General features: G+C 57.8%; 17 protein-coding genes. 16 read left to right on the forward strand and 1 reads right to left on the reverse strand.

What is annotated here, in order from left to right:
- The first annotated feature begins 2 nt into the window (after nucleotides 1-2).
- From sdhA to rluB, 11 genes are all read left to right on the forward strand, one after another.
- The gene (gene sdhA, locus BM035_RS14830) at nucleotides 3-1,775 is read left to right on the forward strand and encodes a succinate dehydrogenase flavoprotein subunit (RefSeq protein ID WP_092032860.1); all 1,773 of its coding nucleotides are present in this window, start codon (nucleotides 3-5) and stop codon (nucleotides 1,773-1,775) included.
- Between the two features lie 14 nt (nucleotides 1,776-1,789).
- Complete coding sequence (locus BM035_RS14835) at nucleotides 1,790-2,494, forward strand: succinate dehydrogenase iron-sulfur subunit (protein ID WP_092032863.1); 705 nt, start codon at nucleotides 1,790-1,792, stop codon at nucleotides 2,492-2,494.
- Between the two features lie 312 nt (nucleotides 2,495-2,806).
- The gene (locus BM035_RS14840; RefSeq protein ID WP_092032865.1) at nucleotides 2,807-5,644 is read left to right on the forward strand and encodes a 2-oxoglutarate dehydrogenase E1 component; all 2,838 of its coding nucleotides are present in this window, start codon (nucleotides 2,807-2,809) and stop codon (nucleotides 5,642-5,644) included.
- 25 nt (nucleotides 5,645-5,669) lie between these two features.
- Nucleotides 5,670-6,899, forward strand: coding sequence for a 2-oxoglutarate dehydrogenase complex dihydrolipoyllysine-residue succinyltransferase (gene odhB / locus BM035_RS14845; RefSeq protein ID WP_014576927.1), 1,230 nt, complete (start codon nucleotides 5,670-5,672; stop codon nucleotides 6,897-6,899).
- A gap of 35 nt (nucleotides 6,900-6,934) precedes the next feature.
- The gene (gene lpdA / locus BM035_RS14850; protein WP_092032868.1) at nucleotides 6,935-8,377 is read left to right on the forward strand and encodes a dihydrolipoyl dehydrogenase; all 1,443 of its coding nucleotides are present in this window, start codon (nucleotides 6,935-6,937) and stop codon (nucleotides 8,375-8,377) included.
- Nucleotides 8,378-8,413: 36 nt separating this feature from the next.
- Nucleotides 8,414-9,580: an ADP-forming succinate--CoA ligase subunit beta gene (gene sucC / locus BM035_RS14855; RefSeq protein ID WP_092032871.1), complete on the forward strand. Its 1,167-nt coding sequence runs from the start codon at nucleotides 8,414-8,416 to the stop codon at nucleotides 9,578-9,580.
- Complete coding sequence (gene sucD, locus BM035_RS14860) at nucleotides 9,580-10,452, forward strand: succinate--CoA ligase subunit alpha (RefSeq protein WP_008174394.1); 873 nt, start codon at nucleotides 9,580-9,582, stop codon at nucleotides 10,450-10,452. The genes sucC and sucD overlap by 1 nt, the downstream gene beginning before the upstream one ends.
- 120 nt (nucleotides 10,453-10,572) lie before the next feature.
- Nucleotides 10,573-11,787 (forward strand): tryptophan--tRNA ligase, encoded by a 1,215-nt coding sequence (locus tag BM035_RS14865; protein ID WP_075267709.1) that lies wholly within the window; start codon nucleotides 10,573-10,575, stop codon nucleotides 11,785-11,787.
- 59 nt (nucleotides 11,788-11,846) lie between these two features.
- Nucleotides 11,847-12,680 carry a segregation and condensation protein A gene (locus tag BM035_RS14870; protein ID WP_092032874.1) on the forward strand — a complete coding sequence of 278 codons (834 nt, stop codon included), beginning with the start codon at nucleotides 11,847-11,849 and terminating at the stop codon, nucleotides 12,678-12,680.
- Nucleotides 12,681-12,722: 42 nt separating this feature from the next.
- Nucleotides 12,723-13,361 (forward strand): SMC-Scp complex subunit ScpB, encoded by a 639-nt coding sequence (scpB, locus tag BM035_RS14875; protein ID WP_008174401.1) that lies wholly within the window; start codon nucleotides 12,723-12,725, stop codon nucleotides 13,359-13,361.
- Between the two features lie 39 nt (nucleotides 13,362-13,400).
- The gene (gene rluB / locus BM035_RS14880; protein ID WP_092032877.1) at nucleotides 13,401-14,384 is read left to right on the forward strand and encodes a 23S rRNA pseudouridine(2605) synthase RluB; all 984 of its coding nucleotides are present in this window, start codon (nucleotides 13,401-13,403) and stop codon (nucleotides 14,382-14,384) included.
- Nucleotides 14,385-14,387: 3 nt separating this feature from the next.
- Here the strand turns inward: rluB and BM035_RS14885 are convergent, their stop codons facing one another.
- A complete protein-coding gene (locus BM035_RS14885; RefSeq protein ID WP_092032880.1) occupies nucleotides 14,388-15,314 on the reverse strand; it encodes a GGDEF domain-containing protein in 927 nt (308 codons plus the stop codon).
- A 284-nt stretch (nucleotides 15,315-15,598) separates the two neighbouring features.
- Between BM035_RS14885 and BM035_RS14890 the strand changes: the two genes are divergently transcribed.
- The 5 genes from BM035_RS14890 to BM035_RS14910 all read left to right on the forward strand — a co-directional run bounded on the left by BM035_RS14890 (nucleotide 15,599) and on the right by BM035_RS14910 (nucleotide 25,920).
- Nucleotides 15,599-16,282 (forward strand): GntR family transcriptional regulator, encoded by a 684-nt coding sequence (locus BM035_RS14890; RefSeq protein WP_092032883.1) that lies wholly within the window; start codon nucleotides 15,599-15,601, stop codon nucleotides 16,280-16,282.
- Nucleotide 16,283: 1 nt separating this feature from the next.
- Nucleotides 16,284-19,778, forward strand: a complete 3,495-nt coding sequence (gene smc, locus BM035_RS14895) for a chromosome segregation protein SMC (protein WP_092032887.1) — start codon at nucleotides 16,284-16,286, stop codon at nucleotides 19,776-19,778.
- Nucleotides 19,779-19,900: 122 nt separating this feature from the next.
- Nucleotides 19,901-20,914 carry a cell division protein ZipA gene (zipA, locus tag BM035_RS14900; RefSeq protein ID WP_092032889.1) on the forward strand — a complete coding sequence of 338 codons (1,014 nt, stop codon included), beginning with the start codon at nucleotides 19,901-19,903 and terminating at the stop codon, nucleotides 20,912-20,914.
- Nucleotides 20,915-20,987: 73 nt separating this feature from the next.
- Nucleotides 20,988-23,024 carry an NAD-dependent DNA ligase LigA gene (gene ligA / locus BM035_RS14905; RefSeq protein ID WP_092032891.1) on the forward strand — a complete coding sequence of 679 codons (2,037 nt, stop codon included), beginning with the start codon at nucleotides 20,988-20,990 and terminating at the stop codon, nucleotides 23,022-23,024.
- A 145-nt stretch (nucleotides 23,025-23,169) separates the two neighbouring features.
- Nucleotides 23,170-25,920, forward strand: coding sequence for a hypothetical protein (locus tag BM035_RS14910; protein ID WP_092032894.1), 2,751 nt, complete (start codon nucleotides 23,170-23,172; stop codon nucleotides 25,918-25,920).
- Nucleotides 25,921-25,924 lie beyond the last annotated feature (4 nt).

A 25,924-nucleotide genomic window follows, 5' to 3' on the forward strand; every position in this document is an offset into this window, starting at 1 on the left:
CGATGGCTAATATCAAGACCATGTCTTTTGACGCGATTGTTATCGGCGGCGGCGGGTCCGGCATGCGTGCCGCGCTTCAGCTGACCGAGTCCGGCGTCAATACCGCGTGTATCACCAAAGTTTTTCCTACGCGGTCTCATACGGTCTCTGCCCAGGGCGGTATCACCTGCGCGATCGCAAGTGCCGATCCTAACGACGACTGGCGCTGGCACATGTATGACACGGTAAAAGGTTCGGACTACATTGCCGACCAGGACGCCGTTGAGTACATGTGTTCCGTGGGGCCTCAGGCGGTATTCGAGCTTGAGCACATGGGTCTTCCTTTCTCTCGTACCGAGCAGGGCCGCATTTATCAGCGTCCGTTCGGTGGTCAGTCCAAGGGTCCGGATAACCCGACTCAGGCTGCACGTACGTGTGCCGCGGCTGACCGTACTGGCCATGCGCTTCTTCACACTCTTTACCAGGCGAACATCAAGGGCGGTACTACCTTTCTTAATGAGTGGTACGCGGTAGATCTCGTCAAGAACAGCAAGGACGAAGTTGTAGGTGTGGTTGCCATTGAGGTGGAAACTGGCGAAGTTGCCTACATCAAGTGCAAGGCAACCGTTCTGGCTACCGGTGGTGCAGGCCGTATTTACGCCTCCACAACCAACGCCCTGATCAATACCGGCGACGGCATTGGCATGGCGCTGCGCGCCGGTTTCCCGATGCAGGACATGGAAATGTGGCAGTTCCATCCGACCGGTATCTACGGTGCCGGTACACTGGTGACCGAAGGTTGCCGGGGTGAGGGTGGTTACCTGATTAATGCCGAAGGTGAGCGTTTCATGGAGCGCTATGCTCCGAACGCGAAGGACCTGGCGGGCCGGGACGTTGTTGCCCGGGCCATGGTTATCGAGATTCTCGAAGGCCGCGGATGTGGTCCCGACAAGGATCACGTGCTGTTGAAGCTGGATCACCTGGGTGAAGAAACCCTGAATCTGCGACTGCCGGGCATCTGTGAGCTGTCCCGTACCTTTGCGCACGTCGATCCGGTTAAAGAGCCGATCCCTGTAGTGCCGACCTGTCACTACATGATGGGTGGTATCCCGACCAACGTCGGTGGTCAGGCGCTGACCCAGGACGAAAACGGCAAGGACAAGCCGATTCCAGGCTTGTTTGCCTGTGGTGAGGCTGCCTGCGTCTCCGTGCACGGTGCCAACCGCCTCGGTGGTAACTCGCTTCTGGATCTGGTGGTCTTTGGTCGCGCGGCGGGTCTGCACATCGAAGAACAGCTCCGCGGCGGCTTTGAAGTCGACGCTGCCAGCGAAGAGGACATCAAGCGTGCCATGGCGCGGCTTGATCGCCTGAACAGTGCCTCCGAGGGCGAGAGCGTGGCTGAGGTTCGTAAGGATCTCCAGAACTGCATGCAGCTTTACTTCGGTGTATTCCGTGATGGCAACAGCATGGAAGAGGGCTTGAAGAAGCTGGAAGCCATTGGCGAGCGTGTTCGCAACACCAAGCTGGCCGATACCAGTAACGCTTTCAACACGGCCCGCATTGAAGCGCTCGAGCTGGACAACCTGTATGAGGTTGCTCTGTCCACAGCGATTTCCGCGTTTGAGCGTAAGGAAAGCCGTGGCGCCCACGCCAGGAACGACTTCACCGAGCGTGACGATGAAAACTGGCTCAAGCATTCCATGTACTTCCCGCTGGAGAAGCGTGTTGGTAAGCGAGATGTCAATTTCGCGCCGAAGACTGTGGACACGTTTGAGCCGAAGGTCCGGACTTACTAAGGGGGACGCCGAAAATGTTAGTAAGCCTTTATCGTTATAACCCGGAAACCGACAACGCGCCCTATATGCAGGACGTGAATGTCGAGATTCCGGAAGGCAAGGATCTGATGGTCCTTGACGTCCTGAACCTGATCAAGGAAGGCGACCCTTCCATGGCCTACCGTCGCTCCTGTCGTGAGGGGGTATGCGGTTCGGATGGCATGAACATGAACGGCAAGAACGGCCTGGCGTGTATCACTCCTGTTTCCCAGGTGGTGAAAGGCGACAAGCTGGTGTTGCGCCCGCTGCCGGGTCTGCCGGTTATTCGGGATCTGGTTGTCGACATGAGCCTCTTCTACAAGCAGTACGAGAAAGTCATGCCATACCTGATAAACGACAAGCCCGCGCCTGCGATCGAACGCCTGCAGTCTCCGGAAGATCGCGAGAAGCTGGACGGCCTGTACGAGTGTATCCTCTGTGCCTGCTGCTCCACTGCCTGCCCGTCGTTCTGGTGGAATCCGGACAAGTTCATCGGTCCTGCCGGCCTGCTGCAGGCCTACCGTTTCCTGGCTGACAGCCGGGATACGGCGCAGGACGAGCGGCTTGCCAACCTGGATGATCCGTTCAGCGTATTCCGCTGCCGGGGCATCATGAACTGTGTCAGTGTTTGCCCGAAAGGTCTGAACCCCACAAGGGCTATCGGCCATATTCGGAATCTTCTGCTGCAGCGGGCGACTTAAGCAGCAGGATTTCACTCAGACGCTATACTGTTCTGATCAGGTTAGTACCCGGAAGGCCTCGCAAGTTTGCGGGGCCTTCAACCAAAGGCTTATAGTCAAAAGTCTTACCCGGGTGCACACTACGCAAGCCGTGGCGGGAACTTATAAAGTTTTCTCCCTGTTTTGCTGAGTATAAAAACCACCGGGGAATGGAAAGCATCCATGTCGGGTGTGGTGGCCAAAGTCGATCCCGTAAAAACCCGTATTGACTGAGATATACCCCTGGCCGACCATATCGGGCTCCCCGCACCAGCCCAAGGTGAGCTATTCAAGATGCACGAAAGCATAATGGAGCAGTTATGGCAGACTTCCCACCTTCAGGGTGGAAATCTCGCCTATGTTGAACAGCTTTTTGAAACCTACCTGACAGACCCCAATGCCGTTCCCGAAGAGTGGCGGAGCTATTTCGACAAGCTCCCCAGTGTCGATGGCTATCAGGGCCGCGACATCGTCCACTCTTCCATCCGCGAACAGTTTGAACACATTTCCCGTAATCAGCGTTTTCTGTCCAGTGGCGGTGTTCCCGCCAGTGCAACATCTGATGCAGACAAAAAACAGATTCGTGTTCTCCAGCTGATTAACGCATTCCGGTTCCGCGGTCATCAGGAAGCAAAGCTTGACCCGCTGGGCGTATGGCAGCGTCCCAAGGTTGAAGATCTGGACCCCTCGTTTCATGAACTCTCGGATTCCGACAGCGATCTGGAATTTCAGACCGGTTCCCTGAACCTGGGTTCCGAGACCATGAAGCTTCGCGACATCGTCGAAGGTCTGCGCCTGACTTATTGCGAGAGCATTGGCGCAGAGTACATGCATGTCGTCGATACCCGTATCAAGCGGTGGTTCCAGCAGCGTATGGAGCCGGTTCGCTCACGGCCGGAATACGAAGCCAAGACCCGCAAGCACATTCTCGAGCGCCTCACCGCCGCCGAAGGCCTCGAAAAATACCTCGGTTCCCGCTATCCGGGCGTCAAGCGTTTTGGCCTGGAAGGCGCTGAGAGCCTGATTCCCTGCCTTGATGAGCTGATTCAGCGCGCTGGCTCCTACGGCGCCAAGGAGATCGTTCTGGGTATGGCCCACCGGGGCCGCCTGAACGTTCTGGTCAATACCCTGGGCAAGAACCCGAAAGAGCTTTTTGACGAGTTTGAAGGCAAGAAGCTGGCGGATTCCGGATCCGGTGATGTGAAATACCATCAGGGCTTTTCATCCAACGTGATGACCCCCGGCGGGGAAGTCCACCTGGCCATGGCGTTCAACCCGTCTCACCTGGAAATCGTGTCTCCGGTGGTTGAAGGCTCTGTCCGCGCACGCCAGACCCGTCGCGAAGATGATGAGGGCAACAAGGTGGTTCCCATCATCATGCACGGCGATGCTGCCTTTGCCGGCCAGGGCGTCGTGATGGAAACCTTCCAGATGTCACAGACCCGTGGCTTCGGGGTTGGTGGCACCATTCATATCGTGATCAACAACCAGGTTGGTTTTACCACCAGCAAGCAGGAAGACGCACGGTCTACCGAATACTGCACCGACGTTGCCAAGATGATCCAGGCTCCGATTCTGCATGTGAATGCGGACGATCCGGAAGCGGTGATGTTCGTCACCCAGATGGCCATGGACTATCGCAACGAGTTCAAGAATGACGTCGTTATTGATCTGGTTTGCTACCGTCGTCGCGGTCACAACGAGGCTGATGAGCCCGCCGCGACCCAGCCTGTCATGTATGAAAAGATCCGTAAGCTGAAGACCACTCGCAACATCTACGCAGATCAGTTGCTGGAAGCGGGTGTGATCAGTGAGGACGACGCCAAGCAGATGGAGAACGACTACCGTGATGCGCTGGATAACGGCGAGCACGTGGTCAAATCCCTGGTCAAAGAGCCCAACAAGGAGCTCTACGTAGACTGGACTCCCTATCTTGGCCATGAGTGGACTGCCAAGTGCAAATCCAGCGTCCCTCTGAAGACAATTCAGAAGCTGGGCAAGCAGCTGACGTCGATTCCCGAAGGTTTCAGTGTTCAGCGTCAGGTGTCCAAGATCGTCTCGGACCGTGAAAAGATGACCGCGGGTGCGCTGCCGATCAACTGGGGGTATGGCGAGGTCATGGCCTACGCGACCCTGCTGAACGAGGGGCACCCGATTCGCCTCACTGGCCAGGATATTGGTCGCGGCACCTTCTCACACCGTCATGCCGTTCTGCACAATCAGAAGGACGGGTCGACGCACATTGCGCTTGAGCAATTGTCCGAAGACCAGCCGAAATTCGAGATCTACGACTCGTTGCTGTCTGAAGAAGCGGTAATGGCGTTTGAATATGGCTATGCCACCACAGCGCCCGACGGTCTCGTGGTCTGGGAAGCCCAGTTCGGCGACTTTGCCAATGGCGCCCAGGTTGTGATCGACCAGTTCCTCACCAGTGGCGAGCACAAGTGGGGCCGCCTCTGTGGGCTGACCCTGTTGCTGCCCCATGGCTATGAGGGGCAGGGGCCGGAGCATAGTTCCGCGCGCCTGGAGCGGTTCCTTCAGCTGAGTGCCGAGCACAACATTCAGGTGTGTGTGCCGACAACGCCGTCGCAGGTGTTCCATATGCTGCGTCGCCAGGTCAAACGCCCGCTGCGTAAGCCGCTGGTGGCGATCACGCCGAAGAGTCTGCTGCGGCACAAGGAGGCCACCTCCGATCTGGATGACCTGACCACAGGGACTTTCAAGACGGTTCTGCCCGAGAAGGAGCCTTCGGATCCGAAGAAGGTAACGCGCCTGATCATGTGCAGCGGCAAGGTGTATTTCGATCTCCTCGAAAGGAAGAAGGCGGATGAGCGTGACGACGTCGCCATCGTGCGCATCGAACAGCTCTATCCGTTCCCGGGGGATGACCTTGACGAACTGCTGAGCCATTACACCAAGCTCAAGCACGTTGTCTGGTGTCAGGAAGAGCCGATGAACCAGGGTGCCTGGTACTGCAGCCAGCATCATATGCGAAATGCGCTGCACCGCCTGAACCCCAAGCTGTACCTTCAGTATGCCGGTCGTGACGCTTCGGCTGCTCCTGCCTGTGGACACATGTCGGTCCACATTGAAGAGCAGAAGAAACTGGTTAACGACGCGTTTGAAATTTGACGAGCTACCGAACTAAGGATCTGTAATGTCAACTGAGATTAAAGCCCCCGTTTTCCCGGAGTCGGTCGCGGAAGGTACTGTCGCGACCTGGCACAAACAGCCGGGTGAAGCCTGCTCCCGTGACGAGCTGATTGTCGATATCGAGACCGACAAGGTTGTTCTTGAGGTTGTTGCGCCTGCTGATGGCGTGATTGAGGAAATCATCAAGAACGAAGGCGATACCGTTGAAAGTGGTGAGGTAGTCGGCAAGTTCAAGGAAGGCGCCAAGGGCGAATCCAAGCCTGCCGAGGGTAAGAAAGAAGAAAGCAAGGAAGAGGCTCCGAAGGAAGAAGCCAAGAGTGAGGCATCTTCCGGCGAAGCCATCCTGAGCCCGGCGGCCCGAAAGCTGGCTGAGGAAAATAACGTCGATCCGAACAGCATCAAGGGTACCGGTAAAGATGGCCGCGTAACCAAGGAAGACGTTCAGAACCACGTAGACAGCGCCAAGTCCTCCGGCGGTGCTGCCGCACCCCAGCCTGCGGCTGGTATGCCGGAAGTCAACGTCAGCCAGGGCGAACGTCCCGAGAAGCGCGTACCGATGACCCGCCTGCGTGCGAGCATCGCCAAGCGTCTGGTTAATGCCCAGCAGAGCGCAGCCATGCTGACCACCTTTAACGAGGTGAACATGGGCCCGATCATGGAGATGCGCAAGCAGTACCAGGACAGCTTTGTGAAGCGTCACGGTATCAAGCTGGGCTTCATGTCGTTCTTTACCAAGGCGGCCACAGAAGCCCTGAAGCGTTTCCCGGCGGTGAATGCGTCCATCGATGGTAACGACATGGTTTACCACGGCTACCAGGATATTGGTGTGGCGGTATCCACGGATCGTGGTCTGGTGGTTCCGGTACTTCGTGATTCCGACGCCATGGGGCTGGCCGACATCGAGAAGAAGATCGTCGAGTACGGCACCAAGGCCAAAGAGGGCAAGCTGGCCATTGAAGATATGACTGGCGGCACCTTCACTATTACCAACGGTGGTATCTTCGGTTCACTGATTTCCACGCCGATCCTGAATCCGCCGCAGACTGCAATTCTGGGTATGCACAAGATCCAGGAGCGCCCAATGGCGGTGAATGGCAAAGTGGAAATCCAGCCAATGATGTATCTGGCACTTTCTTATGACCACCGAATGATTGATGGCAAGGAAGCGGTACAGTTCCTGGTTGCCATCAAGGAAATGCTTGAAGACCCGGCACGTATTCTGCTGGACGTCTGAGCCGACACTTAACGAATCGGAAAACGGGATAAACTATGTCTGATAAGTACGACGTCATTGTCATTGGCGCAGGCCCCGGTGGGTACGTAGCCGCCATCAAAGCAGCACAGCTTGGTCTGAAGACCGCCTGTGTTGAATCTTGGACCTCTGAAGACGGTAAGTCACAGGTGCTCGGTGGTACCTGCCTGAACGTCGGCTGCATACCTTCCAAGGCACTGCTGGAGATTTCCCACAAGTTTGAGGAAACCACCCACGACTACGAGATGCAGGGCATCATCGCCAAGGATGTCAAAATGGACATCGGCAAGATGATGGAGCGCAAGCTCGGCATCGTTAAGCAGCTTACTGGCGGTATTGCGGGACTGTTCAAGTCCAACGGCGTTACCTCCATTCACGGCCACGGTAAGTTGTTGGCGAACCGTAAGGTGGAAGTGACCGACAAGGACGGCAATTCCAAGACCTACGAAGCGGACAACGTGATTCTGGCGACCGGCTCCAAGCCGATCCAGATTCCGCCCGCACCTTTCGACGGCGACCACATCGTGGATTCCGAGGGCGCCCTTGAGTTTACCGAGGTTCCCAAGCGTCTGGGTGTGATCGGCGCGGGCGTTATCGGCCTGGAGCTTGGCAGTGTATGGGCGCGTTTGGGCTCCGAGGTGACGGTCCTGGAAGCCGTGGATACTTTCCTGCCGGCGGTGGACCAGCAGGTTGCCAAGGACGCCCTCAAGCAGTTCCAGAAGCAGGGTCTGAACATCGTCATGGGTGCGCGTATGACCGGCGCTGAAGTCAAGCGGAAGCTGGTCAACGTCACCTATGAAGATTCCAAGGGCAAGCAGGAAGCCAAGTTTGACAAGTTGATTGTCGCGGTTGGCCGTCGGCCCTACACCGATAACCTGCTGTCCGAAGATGCGGGCGTCCAGATGGACGAGCGTGGCTTTATCTTCGTTGATGACAACTGTAAAACCGAAGCCCCGGGTGTCTGGGCGATCGGTGACGTGGTCCGCGGTCCGATGCTGGCCCACAAAGCGTCTGAAGAAGGCATCATGGTTGCGGAGCGTATTGCCGGGCACAAGCCTCAGGTCAACTACGACTGCATCCCGAACGTTGTATACACCTTCCCGGAAATTGCCTGGGTGGGTAAAACCGAGGAGCAGATGAAGGCCGAGGGTGAGGAATACAACGTGGGTACCTTCCCGTTTGCAGCCAACGGACGTGCCATGGCTGCAAACTCGGCATCTGGTCTGGTCAAGATCATCGCTGACGCGAAAACCGACCGCATCGTCGGTTTCCATGTAGTGGGTCCCCAGGCCTCTGAAATCGTTGCCCAGGGCGTAATCGCCATGGAATTCGGTTCCAGCGCCGAAGATCTGGCCCTGACCTGCTTTGCACATCCGACTCTGTCCGAGTCCGTGCATGAAGCAGCTCTGGCCGTCGGTGGTGGCGCGATTCACATCGCCAACCGCCGCAAGAAGAAGTAACGCAAACCAGGAATTTTTTAATTCGGGACATTAACTATGAATTTGCATGAATATCAGGGCAAACAGCTTTTCGCTGAATATGGCCTGCCAGTATCCAAGGGCATTGCCTGTGATACTCCGAAAGAAGCTGTCGACGCAGCTGGTGAAATCGGCGGTGATGCATGGGTTGTTAAGGCCCAGGTGCACGCAGGTGGCCGTGGTAAGGCTGGCGGTGTAAAGCTGGTCAAGAGCAAAGAAGAGATCCGTGAGTTTGCCGAGAAGTGGTTGGGCAAGAACCTGGTAACCTACCAGACAGACGAGAATGGCCAGCCGGTCAGCAAGATTCTGGTTGAATCCCTCACCGACATCGACCAGGAGCTGTACCTGGGCGCGGTTGTCGACCGTGGTACACGTCGTATCGTATTCATGGCCTCCACCGAAGGCGGTGTTGAGATCGAGAAGGTTGCAGAAGAAACTCCCGAGAAGATTCTGAAAGCTGAAGTCGATCCGCTGGTTGGCGCACAGCCATACCAGGGCCGCGAGCTGGCGTTCAAGCTGGGCCTCGAGGGCAAGCAGATCGGGCAGTTCACCAAGATCTTCGTTGGTCTGGCCAAGCTGTTCGAAGAGTGCGATCTGGCACTGGTTGAAATCAACCCGCTGGTTATCACGCCTGCAGGCGACCTGCACTGCCTGGACGCCAAAGTGGGCGTTGATGGCAACGCGCTGTACCGTCAGAAGAAGATCCACGAGATGCACGATCCCTCCCAGGAAGATTCCCGGGAAGCGGAAGCGGCCAAGTGGGAGCTCAACTACGTGGCCCTGGAAGGCAACATCGGCTGCATGGTCAACGGTGCCGGCCTGGCCATGGGTACCATGGACATCATCAAGCTGTCCGGCGGCCAGCCTGCCAACTTCCTGGACGTTGGCGGCGGTGCAACCAAGGAGCGTGTTTCCGAGGCATTCAAGATCATCCTGTCTGACTCGAATGTGAAGGCGGTTCTGGTCAACATCTTCGGTGGTATCGTTCGCTGCGACATGATTGCAGAGGGCATCATCGGTGCCGTGAAGGAAGTCGGCGTCAAGGTTCCTGTTGTGGTTCGCCTTGAAGGCAACAACGCGGAGAAGGGTACTCAGGTACTCGCCGAGAGCGGTCTGAACATCATTGCCGCTACCAGTCTGTCGAATGCGGCAGAGCAAGTTGTTAAAGCCGCAGGGGGTAAATAATGAGCATCCTGATTAACAAAGACACCAAGGTTATCTGTCAGGGCTTTACCGGCGCACAGGGCACCTTCCACTCAGAGCAGGCGATCGCCTACGGCACCAAGATGGTTGGTGGCGTCAGCCCCGGCAAGGGCGGTACCGAGCATCTGGGTCTGCCGGTGTTCAACACCGTGCGTGACGCCGTTGAAGCAACCGGCGCTGAAGCTACCGTTATCTACGTACCTGCGCCGTTCTGTAAGGACGCCATCATCGAAGCGGCGGATGCCGGCATTCAGCTGATCGTATGTATCACTGAAGGTATCCCGACTATCGATATGCTGTACGCCAAAGAATACGTGGATCGCAAAGGCGTTCGCATGATTGGTCCGAACTGCCCGGGTGTTATCACTCCGGACGAGTGCAAGATCGGCATTATGCCTGGCCACATCCACAAGAAGGGCAAGGTTGGCATCGTCTCCCGTTCAGGCACCCTGACTTACGAAGCGGTCAAGCAGACCACTGACTTCGGCTACGGTCAGTCCACCTGTATCGGTATCGGTGGTGACCCGATCCCGGGCTCCAACTTCATCGACATTCTGGCCCTGCTCGAGAAAGATCCCGAGACAGAAGCCATTGTGATGATTGGCGAGATCGGCGGTACCGCCGAGGAAGAAGCTGCGGCCTACATCAAGCAGAACGTCTCCAAGCCGGTGGTTTCCTACATCGCTGGTGTTACTGCGCCTCCGGGCAAGCGCATGGGCCATGCGGGCGCCATCATCTCCGGTGGCAAGGGTACAGCAGACGATAAGTTTGCCGCCCTGGAAGACGCTGGTGTTCGCACCGTACGCAGTCTGGCCGAGATCGGTCAGGCCCTGAAGGAAGTCACTGGCTGGTAAGCTGGCCTTCTTTCAGTAAAAACCCCCGTTTCTGCCCTGCAGAGCGGGGGTTTTTTATTTATAATGGCGGGTCGCCTGAACTATGATGGCGGTTCCAATACCAAATAAGGAGTTCGTGCTTTGAGTTCTGTAGATTCCCAGCAAAGGGTTTTGTCCGGCATGCGTCCGACCGGCAAGCTTCACCTTGGCCACTACCACGGTGTGCTGAAAAACTGGGTTAAACTCCAGCATGAATTCGAATGTTTTTTCTTTGTGGCGGACTGGCACGCACTCACCACCAACTACGATGACCCCTCCGGCATTGAACAAAGCGTCTGGGATATGGTCATCGATTGGCTGGCGGCCGGCGTGAACCCGGGCTCGTCCACGATGTTTATCCAGTCTCAGGTGCCCGAGCACGCCGAACTGCATCTGCTGCTCTCGATGATCACGCCACTCGGGTGGCTGGAACGCGTGCCGACGTTCAAGGATCAGCAGGAGAAGCTGCGGGAGAAGGATCTGGCGACTTACGGGTTCCTGGGTTACCCGCTGCTTCAGAGTGCAGATATTCTGGTTTACCGGGCAGGAAAAGTGCCCGTTGGTGCAGATCAGGTTTCCCACGTTGAAATCACCCGGGAAATCGCGCGCCGGTTCAACCACATCTATGGTCGTGAGCCAGGCTTTGAAGAGCAGGCGGAAGGTGCCATCGTGAAGATGGGCAAGAAAAACGCCAAGCTCTATCGCAATCTCAAGAGGCGTTACCAGGAAGAGGGCGACATGGACGCTCTGGAAACGGCCCGTGCTCTGTTGAAAGAACAACAGAATATCTCCCTGGGCGATCGTGAGCGTCTTTACGGTTACATTGAAGGTGGCGGTAAGGTGATTTTGCCGGAGCCCCAACCGCTGCTGACGCCGGAATCCAAGTTGCCGGGGCTGGATGGGCAGAAAATGTCCAAGTCCTACAACAACTATATCGGTCTGCGGGAAGAGCCGGACAGCGTAGCCCAGAAGGTTCGCACCATGCAGACCGACCCCCAACGGGTCCGGCGCACCGATGCGGGTGAGCCCGAAAAGTGCCCGGTGTGGGGAATGCACAAGATCTATTCCGATGCTGACACTCAGGAGTGGGTGCAGACCGGTTGTCGCAGTGCCGGCATCGGTTGCCTGGATTGCAAGAAGCCGTTGATTGACGCGATTGTCGAGGAGCAGCGTCCGCTCCACGAACGCGCGCGGGAGTATGAGGGCAATCCGGATCTGGTTCATTCCATTCTCCAGGAAGGTCGCGAACACGCCCGTGACGCCGCCCGCGACACCCTGGAGGAAGTCCGGGCCGCCATGGGGCTTCATTACCGCTGAATCCGCAGGAGTCGGTGCCACGAGCATACAGCCAGTGCGCCGACCCGGAGTGAAAGGTTATGACTGAAGAATCCACCGATCAGGCCACGCCCGAAGCCGAGGACGCTGCACCGGAGCAGTCGCCCCTGGCGCGGGTGTCCGGCAAGCCGGTGGTGGATCTTCCCAAGGATTTGTACATTCCGCCGGACGCCCTTGCGGTCTTCCTTGAGGCGTTCGAAGGGCCGCTGGATCTTCTGCTGTATCTCATCCGTCGCCAGAACATGAACATTCTGGACATCGACGTTAGCGAAATTACCCGGCAATACATGGATTACATCGGTGCCGTGGAGGCCATGCGGTTCGAGCTGGCTGCGGAATACCTGGTGATGGCCGCCACATTGGCGGAGATCAAATCGAGGATGCTGTTGCCTCGACAGGAAAGCGACGATGAGGAAGAGGTTGATCCCCGGGCCGAACTGATTCGCCGGCTTCAGCAATACGAACGGTTCAAGCAGGCTGCCGAGGACATTGATGAATTACCGCGCCTGGAACGCGATACCTTTGCCGCCTCCGCCGCGCTGCCGAAGATGCCCTCCAGTCAGCCCCATCCGGATGTAGACTTGCGGGAAATGCTGCTGGCTCTGCAAGGCGTGCTTCAGCGGGCAGACCTGTTTACCAGTCACCATGTTGAACGGGAAAGGCTTTCGACCCGGGAGCGCATGTCCGCAATCCTGTCGGTGCTTCAGGACGATCATTTTGTGACATTCGAAAGCCTGTTTACGATTGAAGAGGGCCGGCTCGGCGTCGTGGTGACCTTCCTGGCCACGCTTGAGCTGGTCAAAGAGCAGCTGATCGAGGTTGTTCAGGCCGAGGTTCTGGGCCCGATTCATGTTCGAGCCAGGGCAGCCAGCTAGGGCCTCCCAACGTTCAAAGCACGGAAATACGGATCAGACACCATGAACGAAGAACACCTGCTGAGAATACAGGCGATCGCCGAAGCTGCCCTGCTGGCTGCGGGCAAACCCTTGTCTCTCGACCAGCTCCGGGACCTGTTCAGTGAAGAGGAGCGCCCCGCACGCCAGGTAATGGAACATGTCATGGTACTTCTGGAAGCGGCCTGCGAAGGGCGCGGTTTTGAATTGAAGAAGGTTGCCAGCGGCTACCGTATTCAGGTGCGCGAGGAATTCGCGCCCTGGGTCGGGCGTTTGTTTGAGGAAAAGCCCCAGCGCTATTCCCGGGCGTTGCTTGAAACCCTGGCCTTGATCGCCTACCGGCAGCCCATCACCCGGGGTGAAATCGAGGATATTCGGGGTGTTACGGTAAGCAGCAATATCATTCGCACCCTGCTTGAGCGAGAGTGGGTTCGCGTCGTTGGGCATCGGGATGTTCCCGGCCGTCCGGCCATGTATGCGACTACGAAACAGTTTCTGGACTACTTTAACCTCACGGGCCTGGATCAGATGCCGCCCCTGAATGAAGTCCGCGATCTTGAAGAGATCGGCCGGGAAATTGAAAAGAACATGCAGGCGGAGATCGAGTTCGAATCAACGACTGCCGAGAACGACGACGAATCTTCGAGCCAGACACTTCACTGACGCCATTCGGGTGTCAGTCAGATACTAAGGATTGATTTCATGGCGGCAGAACGCCCCAACAAACCAGCCAGACCAGCCAAGGACAACGCGAGCCAGGATGGGCCAGAGCGTATTCAGAAATTGCTTGCCCGCGCGGGCATCGGTTCGCGCCGGGAAATTGAAGGCTGGATGGAAGCCGGCCGCCTGCTGGTCAACGGGCAACCTGTGGCGCCCGGGCAAAAAGCGACTGTTGAGGATCGCTTCGAACTCGACGGCAAGCGACTTGAAGTGTCCGGTGCGGCGGAAGTGATGCGCCGGGTACTGATTTATAACAAGCCGGAGGGTGAGGTTACCACTCGAAAGGATCCTGAGGGGCGGCCGACGGTGTTTGATCGTTTGCCACGCCTCAAGGAGCACCGGTGGATTTCCATCGGACGGCTGGATATCAATACCACGGGTCTGGTGCTCTTCACCACAGACGGCGAGTTGGCGAATCGCCTGATGCACCCGTCCAACCAGATTGATCGGGAATACGCGGTACGGATCTTCGGGGAAGTGGACGATGCGATGATCGAGCGCCTGCTTCAGGGCGTTCTCCTGGAAGATGGCATGGCCAAGTTCACCGATATCTCTCCGGCCGGCGGTAGCGGTATAAATCGCTGGTTCCACGTGACCTTGCTGGAAGGGCGCAATCGGGAAGTGCGTCGTCTTTGGGAATCCCAGGGTGTTCGCGTCAGTCGGCTGAAGCGCGTGCGCTACGGGCCGATCTTCCTGCCGAGCAGGCTGATCGTAGGAAAATGGGAAGAGCTGGATCAGCGCGCAGTAGACACCCTGAGCCGCACGGTTGGTCTCGAAGCGGTTGAAATTCCGCAGAAAACACCAAATGAGAAAGCGGCCCACGACCGTCAGAGGCGGAAAAGCCCTGGCCGGTCCGGTAAGAAAACACCCGGTAACAAATGGGCTGTCAGCGACACCAAACCTGCCAAACCAGCCGGGCGTGCTCCCCGGCCAGATAGAGCCCGAAGCAAGACGCCCCGGGGCTGAGCGTTACGAAATAGTGGCAAACACCCGGGTGCAGTTACGGCCCTGGTGTTTGGCACGATAGAGGGCCTCGTCCGCCCTTGCCAGCCAGGCCTGGGGTGCCTCCTTGGGCAGGAAGGTGGCAACGCCACAACTCGTTGTGACCCTCAGTTCCTTCTCTCCGCCATCAACCCGGATAGCGGCGATCGCCTCGCGAACGCGCTCTGCAACATCCCTGGCATCCTGCTCCGAGGTATGCGGGAGCAGGATAGCAAACTCCTCGCCGCCAAAGCGGTAGACTGAATCCGAGGTTCGGATCGACTTTTCGATCTCGCATGCGGCCAATTGCAGAAGATGGTCTCCAACCACATGGCCGTGAGTGTCGTTCACCGTCTTGAAGTGGTCCAGATCGCAGAGGACGAGCGAGTAGGGCTCGCCATGGCGCTCTGATAACAGGCTGGAGCGTTGCAGAGCGTCGTCCAGGGCGCGTTTGTTGGGTATGCCGGTCAGGGAATCTGTCAGAGATGCCTGCTCAATGGCCACGTACTGGCAGGCGTTGCGAATCGGGCAGATCGCCGCACTCAGAACCATTTCGACGCCTTCCAGCTCCTGTTCCGAGAACCTCTGCCGACGTTGCAGTACCAGGGTCCCATAATTGACACCTTCGAGACTCAGCCGGTACTCGCAGCGGTGTGGGCCCCCCATGCCTGTGGCATAGACGAAATCCTGTTTCCCGATCCGGTGCCGGTAGTTGAGCGCACTGAATGGAACAATAGCGACCAGCTCTTCGGCCAGGATCGCCAGCTGCTGTTCCAGCGACAGGGTGGTGGACAGCCGGCGCGTCAGCCTGGTGAGTACATCCGGCGTATTGTTCCAGTCCTGGTGTGCCTGACGCAGCGCGGCCAGTTTCTGGGGCTGGGAAGGAGACTGATGGATCGACGGTATGTTTTTCACTACGGTTCACTCTGTCGCAGAAGTTTACAGTGCTTTGCGTATGCAAAGCAGAAACCGTGCCCAGTCATTAAAATTGAACAAAAACAGCGAGTAACGAGGCTAAAATCACTTGGTTTCTGATTTTTCGGCTGTCGTTCCTGATTTGCCGTCAAAAAACCGGCAGTGATTTGCCGCGATGTTCCCGGGCTGTGCAAAATGTCAGACAAGGGGTGGGGCTATAGATTCCCTGTGGTAAACTTCTGCGTTTGAAATCGTGCCGTCTTCAGGAATGAGTGACCAACTTTATGAGGTTTCAGGCCCCGGAAAGTCTGTCTGAACAAATTGCCCAGCATCTGGGTCAACGAATCATCACGCGAGATCTCAAGCCCGGCGAACGCATTCAGGAATTGAAGGTGTCGGGAGAACTGAATGTCAGCCGTGGCTCCGTTCGGGAAGCACTGCTCATTCTGGAACGCCGTCATCTGATCGAGATTTTCCCCCGGCGGGGTGCGGTGGTGTCCAGCCTGACGCCAGAAAGCGTCAACAGCCTCTACGACATCTATATCGACCTCCTCTGCATGCTTGGGCGCAAGGTACTTGAGCGCTGGTCTGGCAGGGAGCTCGGCGGTGTCATGGGCCAGGTCCGTGAATTACAGGCAGTCATTGATGCCCTTAACGCCACCAGTGCCGACGCCGCCGAGCAGGTTATTGATGCGGGTTTCGGGGTTATGCGTTACGCCTACGGCCTGGTCGAAAACCCGTTTCTGGAAGAAACCCTCGAGAATTTCAGACCGGCCATCAGCCGCACCTATTTTGTGGCGCTGGAACACTTCCGGGAAGAAATCGGTGAAACTGCTACCTTCTTTCGGCAACTGGCGGATGCCGCCGTCAACGACGACACTGATCGGCTGCAAGCCGTTATCCAGGCCTTTGGGGAGCACCAGCGGCAGCAGGTGTTGACGATCCTCCGGCAGGAAGCGAGCGCCTGATATGCGTCTGAAGTCCATCAAACTGTCCGGCTTCAAATCGTTCGTAGATCCCACCACGGTTCCGTTCCCCTCCAACATGACGGCCGTGGTCGGCCCCAATGGGTGCGGCAAGTCCAACATCATCGATGCGGTGCGTTGGGTCATGGGCGAGAGCTCCGCCAAGTACCTGCGCGGCGAATCCATGACAGACGTTATTTTCAATGGTTCCAGTGCAAGAAAGCCTGTGGGACAGGCCTCTATCGAACTGGTGTTTGATAACAGCGATGGTTCCGCGCCCGGTGAATTCGTGAAATTCAACGAAATCTCCGTTCGCCGCCGCGTTTCCCGGGAAGGGCAGTCCGAATATTTCCTGAATGGCTCCAAGTGCCGGCGTCGCGACATTACAGGCCTGTTCCTCGGCACCGGTCTCGGCCCGCGGAGCTATGCCATCATTGAACAGGGCATGATTTCCCGGCTGATTGAGGCCAAACCGGAAGAGCTTCGGATCTATATTGAAGAAGCGGCCGGCATTTCAAAATACAAGGAGCGGCGCCGGGAAACGGAGAACCGTATCCGCCGGACCCAGGAAAACCTGGAGCGTCTGACCGATTTGAGGGAAGAGCTGGGCCGCCAACTGCAACACCTGGAGCGTCAGGCAGCCGCAGCCGAGAAGTACAAGGCCTACAAGCAGGAAGAGCGCCAGAAAAAAGCCGAACTGACGGTGCTGCGCTGGCAATCCCTCGACAATGACTTGCAAGCCTGGCGAGGCAAGATCCGGGATACCGAGCTCGAGCTTGAGAAATACCTCACCGAGCGGGTCAGCCTGGAGACCTCCCTGGAATCCCTGCGCGACAATCACCAGGAACGGACCGAGCATTTCAACCGGGCACAGGCACGCTATTACGAAGCCGGGGCCGATATCGCCCGTATTGAGCAGAGCCTCGAACACCAGCGTGAACGCAGCCGGCAAATGGCGGCTGAGCTGGACCAGGCCATGGCGAACCAGAGAGAACTGGCCCGCGAGCTGGAGCAGGATGAGGACAAGCTTGCGGGAATCCAGGAAGAACTCGACATGATGGAGCCGGAGCAGGAAGCGCTGGCAATTCGCTCCGAGGAGTCTGGTGAGAAGTTGCAGCAGGCCGAAGACGCAATGAGTGACTGGCAGCACCAGTGGGAAGACTTCAGTGCCCGTTCATCGGACGCGCGGCGCCAGGCAGAGCTGGCCCAGTCCAGAATCCGCTCGCTTGAGGATGCCATTGAGCAACTGCTGGCCCGCCAACGCAAGCTTCAGGACGAACAGGAATTGCTGGAAGGTCAGATGGACCGCGCCGAGCTCGAAGAGCTGCTGGAACAGCAGGAAACGCTGGAGCTGAAGCGCGAAGAGGCGGCCGAACGGATTGCTTCAGTTCAGGACGAGCTCTACGAAGCCCGGCAGCAACAGCGTGATGCCGAGCAGGCGCTCTCTGAAGAACGCCAACGGGTGCAGAGCCTTCGTGCGTCCCTGGAGTCCCAGCAATCCCTTCTGGATGAGCAGATGGGGGCCGGGGATGATGTTCTGCAATCCTGGCTGTCACAGAACGCCCTCAGCGATATGCCCCGGGTGGCCAGCCAGCTTCAGATTACCGATGGCTGGGAGTTTGCTGTCGAACAGGTTATCGGGCGTTTTACCCAGGGTCTCTGCCTTCCCGATATTGATCAGCTCTCATCCGCCATGAAAGAAGCGCCAAAGGGCTTGGCGCTGGTGGAGGCAGAAGCCACAGATGGCAGTGAGCGTTCCGGGTTGGCGGCCAAGGTATCCGGCGTGCCGGGAATCGCCTCGCTGCTTCGCGGCATTGATACCGTGGAAACCGTCTCTGACGCCATGGGTATGCGATCGGGGCTTCGGGACGGTCAAAGCCTGATGACACACCAGGGCGTCTGGATATCCCGGGAGTGGGTCCTGATGCCGGACTCTGACGCCGGCCAGGTCGGGGTGATTGAGCGGCAGAAGAAGGTGACCGAACTGACCGCGCAACTGGCCGAGGCGGAGGAGTCGCTGGAGGCGGCTACCGAACGGCTGGAAGAGCTCCAGGAACGGGCAGAGCGTTCGGAAGCAGCCCGGGATGAGGCCCAGACCCGTCTGAGCGAGGCAGATCGTGAACTGAGCACCCTGGCGTCCAGGGTCAGCGGCCTACGAGCACGTGCCGAGCAGATTGATGCCCGTCTGCAGCGAATCCGGGACGATATCCAGGACGTGTCCGAAAACCTCGAGGGCCAGAAAGAGAGTCTTCAGGATGCCCGGGAAGACTGGCAACTGGCGCTGGCTTCCACCGAAGACAGCGATGAAGAGAAAGAGCGGTTGCTGGAGCAGCGCGATACCTTGCGCGAAAGCCTGGATCGGCTTCGCCAGGAGGCCCGGCACGACCGCGACCACGCGCATCAGCTGCAGCTCCAGCTGCAGACCCTGCACAGTCAACGTGACGGCCTCAGGCAGACGATTGATCGGATGCAGTTGCAGAAGGAGCGTATCGACGAGCGCCTGGAGATTCTGAGGGAGTCCCGGGAAAGCGCCGAAGAGCCCATCGAAGACCTGCAGATGCAGCTCGAAGGGCTGCTGGACCGGCGATTGGCGGAAGAGGAAAAGCTGGGCGCTGCTCGCGACGCGCTGGAAGAGATTGATCGGGAAGTGCGGGAAAAGGAACAGGGCAGAAGCGGAACCGATCATCGCATTCAGGAAGTCCGGTCCCGACTCGAAAAACTGAAAATGGAGTCCCAGGCCCTGGAAATCCGTTCCGGGAACCATGTCGATCAGCTCAAGGAGCTGGACGTAAAACTTCAGGATATCCTCGCCCAGTTGCCCGAGGGTGCGAATGAAAAAGACTGGGCAGACGAACTGGAGCGAATCGGCAACCGAATTCAGCGCCTGGGCGCGATTAACCTGGCGGCCATCGAGGAATATCAGGTTCAGAGTGAGCGCAAGACCTACCTGGATTCCCAGCATGAAGACCTGATGGAAGCCCTGGAAACACTGGACAACGCCATACGGAAGATTGACCGGGAAACCCGGCAACGCTTCAAGGAAACCTTTGACCAGGTGAACGGCGGTCTGCAGGCGCTGTTCCCGAAGGTTTTCGGAGGCGGTAACGCCTATCTGGAGCTAACCGGCGAGGATCTTCTTGAAACCGGCGTTGCGATCATGGCCAGGCCGCCCGGCAAGAAGAACAGCACCATCCACCTGTTGTCAGGTGGTGAAAAGGCCCTCACGGCTATCGCCCTGGTTTTTTCGATTTTCCAGCTGAACCCGGCACCCTTCTGTATGCTGGATGAGGTAGATGCGCCGCTGGATGATGCCAACGTGGGTCGCTATGCCAACATGGTCAAGGAAATGTCGAAACAGGTTCAGTTCATCTACATTACCCACAACAAGATTGCCATGGAGATGGCGGATCAGTTGATGGGGGTAACCATGCATGAACCGGGTTGCTCGCGCCTGGTGTCGGTGGACGTGGACGAGGCTGCGGCGCTGGCGGAGGCTTGAGGCTGGTCAGAAATCGGGCAACCATGACAAAAACGCCATCTGGCCCGGGTGTGCGTTGTATTCATTACGGGCTTTTCTTAGAGTAGCAACGTTACGGGATCTGCAAACAGGACAGCAGCACTATGTCACTTAGGGAATGGTTAATTGCCATCGGTACCCTGGTTATTATCGGCATTGTCATTGATGGCGTGCGCCGCATGCGGCGTGCCCGGAAGGAATCCATGGCAATCTCATCGGGCATGGGCGCCGATGAGCTCGAGGATTCGCCACTCGATGACGAGTACAACCCGGAGTTGCCCAACGGCGGCGCACGAACCATCTCCCGCGACACACTCGAAGAACGTGGCTATGTAAAGCGTGAAAAGCCCAGCCGATTTGGTTCTCCGAAACCCAAACCGACCCGCCCGGTAACAGCTGCTGCCAGGGAAGAACATCGGGAGTCGCCAGAACCGGATCTGCATCCGGAGCCGGAAAGCGAGCCGGCTGCCGGGTATCACGATGAACCCGTTGAGTCGGATCCCGATTTCAGGTTGTCCAGTCATGAGCCTGAAGAAACCGAGCTCGAATCAGGTTGGGGGGCCATCGAAGATGAGGCGGAAGCAGTCCCGCCTACGGTAACAACCGAAGTAGAGGAAGACACGGCACGGCGTGAACCTTCCCGAGCGGTCAGTGGTCAGCCGCTGGCAGGTGCGAATCGCCCTGAAGCCCGGGAAGTGATTGTGATCAATGTCCTGGCCAAGAGCGGTGAAGACTTCAAGGGGGTGGCCCTGAAGAAGTTGTTCGAAGCCTGTGGTCTGGAGCACGGTGATATGGACATTTATCACCGGCACGAGGAGTCCGATACCACCAGCCCGGTCCAGTTCAGTGTTGCCAATGCCGTGGAACCCGGCACGTTCAAGCCGGGCGATATGCCGACCCTGGCCACGCCCGGTATCAGTTTCTTCATGAGTATGCCCGGGCCCACCAATGCGCTGCAGGCGTTTGACTTCATGCTTGAGACAGCCCAGGCCGTGGTTCGTAACCTTGGTGGCGAGCTTAAGGATGAGCGCCGGAGCGTGATGACCCCTCAAACAATCGAGCACTGCCGCCAGAGGATTCGGGAGTTCGAGCGCAAGCAACGTTCCCAGCGAGTCTGAAACCAGGCGGTAAAAGAAGGCCAGATGCCCGGTTTGTTCCGGGCATTTTTTTGAGAGACGAGAGTGCCAGTCCATGAGCAAAGCCACGCCCGACATCATTCAGCGTGTTGAAGAACTGCGTTCGGCGATTGATGACCATAACTACCGCTATTACGTGCTGGATGACCCGCGTGTTCCAGATGCGGAATACGACCGGCTGTTCCGGGAATTACAGGGCCTGGAAACCGATTATCCAGAGTTGGCTTCGGACACGTCGCCCACGCGGCGGGTTGGCAGCGCCGCGGAAACCAGCTTTGAGGAGGTAGTGCACAGGCTGCCCATGCTGTCGCTGGATAATGCGTTCAGCGAGGACGAACTTCGTGACTTTGACCGGCGGGTAAAAGATCGGCTCGGTATCACTGAGGACGTGGAGTATGTCTGTGAACCGAAGCTGGACGGGCTGGCGGTGAGCCTGCACTACGAGAATGGCGCCCTGACTACCGCCGCCACCCGGGGGGATGGCTATTCCGGGGAGGACATAACCGCCAATATCCGAACCATTCCCTCGGTGCCGCTGAAGCTCCGTGGCGACGACGTGCCCGATCTGGTGGAGGTTCGCGGCGAAGTCTACATGCCGAAGGACGGTTTCGAGCAGCTTAATCGCCGCCTGGCGGAGCGTGGCGAGAAGACCTTCGTTAATCCCCGTAATGCGGCGGCCGGCAGCCTCCGGCAGAAAAAGTCGACGGTAACCGCCAGACGCCCTCTCGAAATGTGCGCCTACAGCGTTGCGGTAACCGACGAAAGCCTCTTGCCGGATACCCAGTGGGAGGGGCTCAAGAGAGTCCAGAGCTGGGGTTTCCGTATTAATCCCGAGATGCGCAAGGCCAAGGGCGCGGAGGAATGCCTTGAAGCCTACAGCGAGCTGATGGACAAACGGGACGGACTCCCCTACGAAATCGACGGTATCGTCTTCAAGGTGAACCGGCTTGACCAGCAAAAGGCCCTGGGTTTTGTATCCCGGGCCCCTCGTTGGGCGATTGCCCAGAAGTTTCCGGCTCAGGAGGAACTCACGGTTATCGAGGACGTGGAATTCCAGGTCGGTCGTACTGGCGCGGTTACCCCGGTTGCGAGGTTAAAACCCGTGTTCGTGGGCGGTGTAACGGTGAGCAACGCCACCCTCCATAACATGGACGAAATTCGCCGACTGGATGTTCATATCGGCGATACCGTGTTCATTCGCCGCGCCGGAGATGTGATTCCGCAGGTAGTCAAAGTGGTGGCCGAAAAACGCCCCTCAGGCGCCCGGGAAGTAGAATTGCCCCGACAGTGCCCGGTGTGCGACTCGGATGTTATCCAGATCGAAGGTGAAGCCGTTGCCCGCTGCTCTGGGGGCCTGTTCTGCCCCGCGCAGCGAAAGGAAGCCATTCGCCACTATGCCTCCCGCAAAGCCCTCGATATTGAGGGCCTTGGAGACAAGTGGATAGATATCATGGTGGATCAGGGCATGGTGGAAACCGTTGCCGATCTGTATCGCCTGACCACCGACGACCTGGTGAAACTTGAGCGAATGGGAGAAAAGTCGGCGGCCAATCTGGTGGCTGCCATTGATCGGGCCAGAAACCCCGTGCTCTGGCGGTTCCTTTATGCCCTTGGCATCCGGGAGGTGGGGGAGGCCACCGCTAAAGCCCTGGCGGGCCACTTCGGAACTCTGGAGGCCATTGCTGCAGCGGATGAAGAGAGCCTTCAAACGGTTCCGGATGTCGGGCCGATCGTTGCGGGTCATATCTGTAGCTTTTTCGAGCAGACCCACAATCGCGAAACCCTGGATGCCCTGCGTGAAGCCGGTGTGAGGTGGCAGGAAGAGGAAGTCCGGGAGGGAGAGAAGCCTCTGAAAGGCCAGACCTGGGTGCTGACCGGTACGCTTTCCGGAATGACACGGGACGAAGCCAAAGAGAAGCTGGAATCCCTTGGAGCCAAGGTGGCCGGAAGCGTTTCTAAAAAGACGGCCTGCGTGGTGGCTGGCGAGGCCGCCGGTTCCAAACTGGCCAAGGCTGAACAGTTAGATGTGTCTGTTCTTGATGAAGCCGGGCTGGTGGCGTTGCTGGAAGAGCACGGCCTGGGCGCGGGCTAACCGAATCTGAGAACTCGCGCAGATCCCCTGCGTATCAAATTGGCTACCATGGCGTTGTTCTGTAACGGTGTGTAAACCGCCCGGTGTTCATGTTTCATCCGGGCGGTCGCTACCATAACAACAACGATAGAAACGGATTTTTTTCATGGGCGCCGATTTTCACTCCCGCATTCATCCTGTTCGCCAACTTGCCGTTCTGGCCCTGCTTTCACTGGGCCTTGCTGCGTGCAAGACGGAAAAGGATCCCGACCAGCCCACAATCCTTGGTGTACCCCCGGTGTTCGCCTATCTCGGTGTTGAATACTCCTACAACTTCGGGGCCTACGGTGGCGAAGATATCCTTGATTATTCCCTGACCAATGCGCCGTCCTGGCTTGCGCTCGAGGACACCAGTAACAAGGCCCGCCAGGGCATCATTATGCGCGGCGTCCCCGGTCTCACCGGCGGTAGTCGAGGAGAAGCGGACCTTGGCAAGACCGAAGGCATCAATCTGGTAACAACCGACGGCCGCATGGCTGGCGCCCAGCCGTTCGATATTGATGTGAAATACAATGTCATGTCTCTGGATGCAGAGCCGTTTACGGAAGGTGAAAGCCCGGAAATCCCTGCCAGTAACCGTGAACAATGCACCTTGCCCGATCTTGAAACCGAGGGTGAGCACAGCGTTACCATCAATCTCTACAACGATGACGGCTCCGTATCGGGCACCAGGGATCTGACACTTCCGACGCGCCGCGTCTTCGTCACGGTTACCCTGGATCAACCGTCGGTAACCCGGGTAGCGGTAGCCTTTGAGCTTTTGTCTGACTATGACGCATCCAGTTGCGACGTCGGATTCTCGCCTCCACACCAGAACTGCGATCACAGTGCCTCCAATGCGGGAGATGCCATCCTCGGCACGGACATTGTCGGGTTGGGCAGCAACAGTTCATTGCCTCCCGATGAGACGGGGGAAAGCGAGCTGGACTATATCGACTATGAGCTTGACGAACAGGGTTTCTATACGCGCGGTGTGATCACACTTGAGCCGGGTATTACCGAGTGTTATCTGCCATTGGAGGTGGTCGAGGACAGCTTTGCCGAGCCCGTCGAGTCCCTTCGCCTGGCACTGACAGAAGTGCGATCCGGTCTGGCCGGTCTTGGCAGCGGTAACGGTGGTGTCGTTACCAATTTGTCCATTCAGGACAACGAGCCGGTTCTGTCGCTGGAAACTGTAAACGGTGGCGGCAGGGATACGCTGAACGTGGGTGCTGTGCGCGAATACGTCGCGAGACTCTCTGGAGACAGAGACCGGGATATTTTTGCGAAGCTGAGCCACACCGAAGACTCCACCGCACGTCTCGAATCCGAGTTCGTTATCGAGCGACTGGAAGACGGAAACTGGGTTGAGAATGACGAACTGATTTTTCCAGAAGGGACCGATGAAGTGCCTTTCCGGATTCGGGTACCGGAGGCTGGCTATGCCAACCCGGCCTTCAGTGACCGGTTTATCCTGCTGGGCCTCAACGAGAACTTCCAGGCCGGTCGAGAGGATTATGCCCGGGCGGAGGCTGAAAACCTGATCCGGGTCAGCCTCAACGAGCTGACGTCTCCGCTTGCTCTGAACCCTGGCGACGGCTTTGTGGCCACAGACATCTCGATGGGCCATGACGGCAGGCTGTTCGTTGCCGGCTACGACACCCAGGATAACGACCGGGTGCTGGTGCGGATTTTTGACCAACGAGGCACTCAGTTGCAGCAGGTTGACATATCCTCTGCGAGCGACAGCCTGAGCGCTCCGGATCCGGTCATAAACGTGGTGCAGCGGAAGGTGACCGAGGGTGGGACCAAGGTAGACCGGTTCGAATTTGTCGTGGCCTACAGCACCGATCAGTCGGTGGCGGGAACGTCCGGTCTGGGCCGCCTGGATTCAGTGACATCGCTTTACTGGTTTGATTCCGCCACCAACGGTGGCGAATACGTTCCCACCTGGACCATCCGGACCGGAACGGATGCTGATGATCAGGTTCGCTGGGCCGGAATCAACCGTGACACCGGCTATGTCATCCTGGCCGGGGAAACGGAAGGTGTGTTTGATCAGCAGCAGGGATCGGGCGGCAGGGACAGCTTCCTGCAGCGAATTGATACTGAACTGGACGGCAACACGCAGCAGCCTGCGGTTGCCTGGACCCGCCAGGCCGGCTCAGCAGCCGATGACCGTGTTGCCGGCGGCAGCACAGAATCTGTGAACCCCGGGTTGTTTGGTTCGGCCGCGGGATCTGTGGAAGGCGCTTCAGTTATCGGCGGCATTGATGCCTTCTTCTTTAACGCCTCCAGTGCCACCAGCGAACTTGATGTCAAACAGGTTGGCACCACTGGCGATGAACCGGTTTCCAACGGACTGTATACCGGTAGCACGCTCTGGCTGATTGGTGCCAGTGATGGATCCTATTCTGTGCTGGAGCAGGACGAGGAAGACCCCGTTCTGGAGAGGGAGGCGCTTTCCAGTGCGGCCGGGTTCCTGCTGGGATATTCAGCCGCCGGGAATGTCAGTCGGGCCTTCACCCTGAATGACGAAGACGATCAGTCCAGCGAGGCATTTCTTGGGTTGGCTAATTTCGATGGCGACATGGTTGTGGCTGGTACCACGAACGGCGACTTCGCCAGCGGCGGTGTGGTGTCCGGAATGGAGCAGGGCATCGCTGCCCGGGTATCGCTGGTTCCAGAACCCGAGACGGAAGATGAAGAGTCGGAATTCAGAAACAACTGGCGATACCAGCTTGCAGCGGATGACTCTGCGATCTTGGATCTGGAAAACTACCGGGATGACGAAATACCGGCATTAACCCGAATAGGCAACAACTGGTATGTGCTTCTCTTCAGTCCAGAGGGAGAACTGTTGACGCCTCTGAATTAGGGAA

Source organism: Marinobacter sp. DSM 26671 (assembly GCF_900112835.1).
Classification (GTDB): domain Bacteria; phylum Pseudomonadota; class Gammaproteobacteria; order Pseudomonadales; family Oleiphilaceae; genus Marinobacter; species Marinobacter flavimaris.

What these genes read in the sequence shown, in the direction of transcription:
- sdhA (WP_092032860.1), top strand. Translation starts at nt 3, where the DNA reads ATGGCTAATATCAAGACCATGTCTTTTGACGCGATTGTTATCGGCGGC.
- BM035_RS14835 (WP_092032863.1), top strand. Translation starts at nt 1,790, where the DNA reads ATGTTAGTAAGCCTTTATCGTTATAACCCGGAAACCGACAACGCGCCC.
- BM035_RS14840 (WP_092032865.1), top strand. Translation starts at nt 2,807, where the DNA reads ATGCACGAAAGCATAATGGAGCAGTTATGGCAGACTTCCCACCTTCAG.
- odhB (WP_014576927.1), top strand. Translation starts at nt 5,670, where the DNA reads ATGTCAACTGAGATTAAAGCCCCCGTTTTCCCGGAGTCGGTCGCGGAA.
- lpdA (WP_092032868.1), top strand. Translation starts at nt 6,935, where the DNA reads ATGTCTGATAAGTACGACGTCATTGTCATTGGCGCAGGCCCCGGTGGG.
- sucC (WP_092032871.1), top strand. Translation starts at nt 8,414, where the DNA reads ATGAATTTGCATGAATATCAGGGCAAACAGCTTTTCGCTGAATATGGC.
- sucD (WP_008174394.1), top strand. Translation starts at nt 9,580, where the DNA reads ATGAGCATCCTGATTAACAAAGACACCAAGGTTATCTGTCAGGGCTTT.
- BM035_RS14870 (WP_092032874.1), top strand. Translation starts at nt 11,847, where the DNA reads ATGACTGAAGAATCCACCGATCAGGCCACGCCCGAAGCCGAGGACGCT.
- scpB (WP_008174401.1), top strand. Translation starts at nt 12,723, where the DNA reads ATGAACGAAGAACACCTGCTGAGAATACAGGCGATCGCCGAAGCTGCC.
- rluB (WP_092032877.1), top strand. Translation starts at nt 13,401, where the DNA reads ATGGCGGCAGAACGCCCCAACAAACCAGCCAGACCAGCCAAGGACAAC.
- BM035_RS14890 (WP_092032883.1), top strand. Translation starts at nt 15,599, where the DNA reads ATGAGGTTTCAGGCCCCGGAAAGTCTGTCTGAACAAATTGCCCAGCAT.
- smc (WP_092032887.1), top strand. Translation starts at nt 16,284, where the DNA reads ATGCGTCTGAAGTCCATCAAACTGTCCGGCTTCAAATCGTTCGTAGAT.
- zipA (WP_092032889.1), top strand. Translation starts at nt 19,901, where the DNA reads ATGTCACTTAGGGAATGGTTAATTGCCATCGGTACCCTGGTTATTATC.
- ligA (WP_092032891.1), top strand. Translation starts at nt 20,988, where the DNA reads ATGAGCAAAGCCACGCCCGACATCATTCAGCGTGTTGAAGAACTGCGT.
- BM035_RS14910 (WP_092032894.1), top strand. Translation starts at nt 23,170, where the DNA reads ATGGGCGCCGATTTTCACTCCCGCATTCATCCTGTTCGCCAACTTGCC.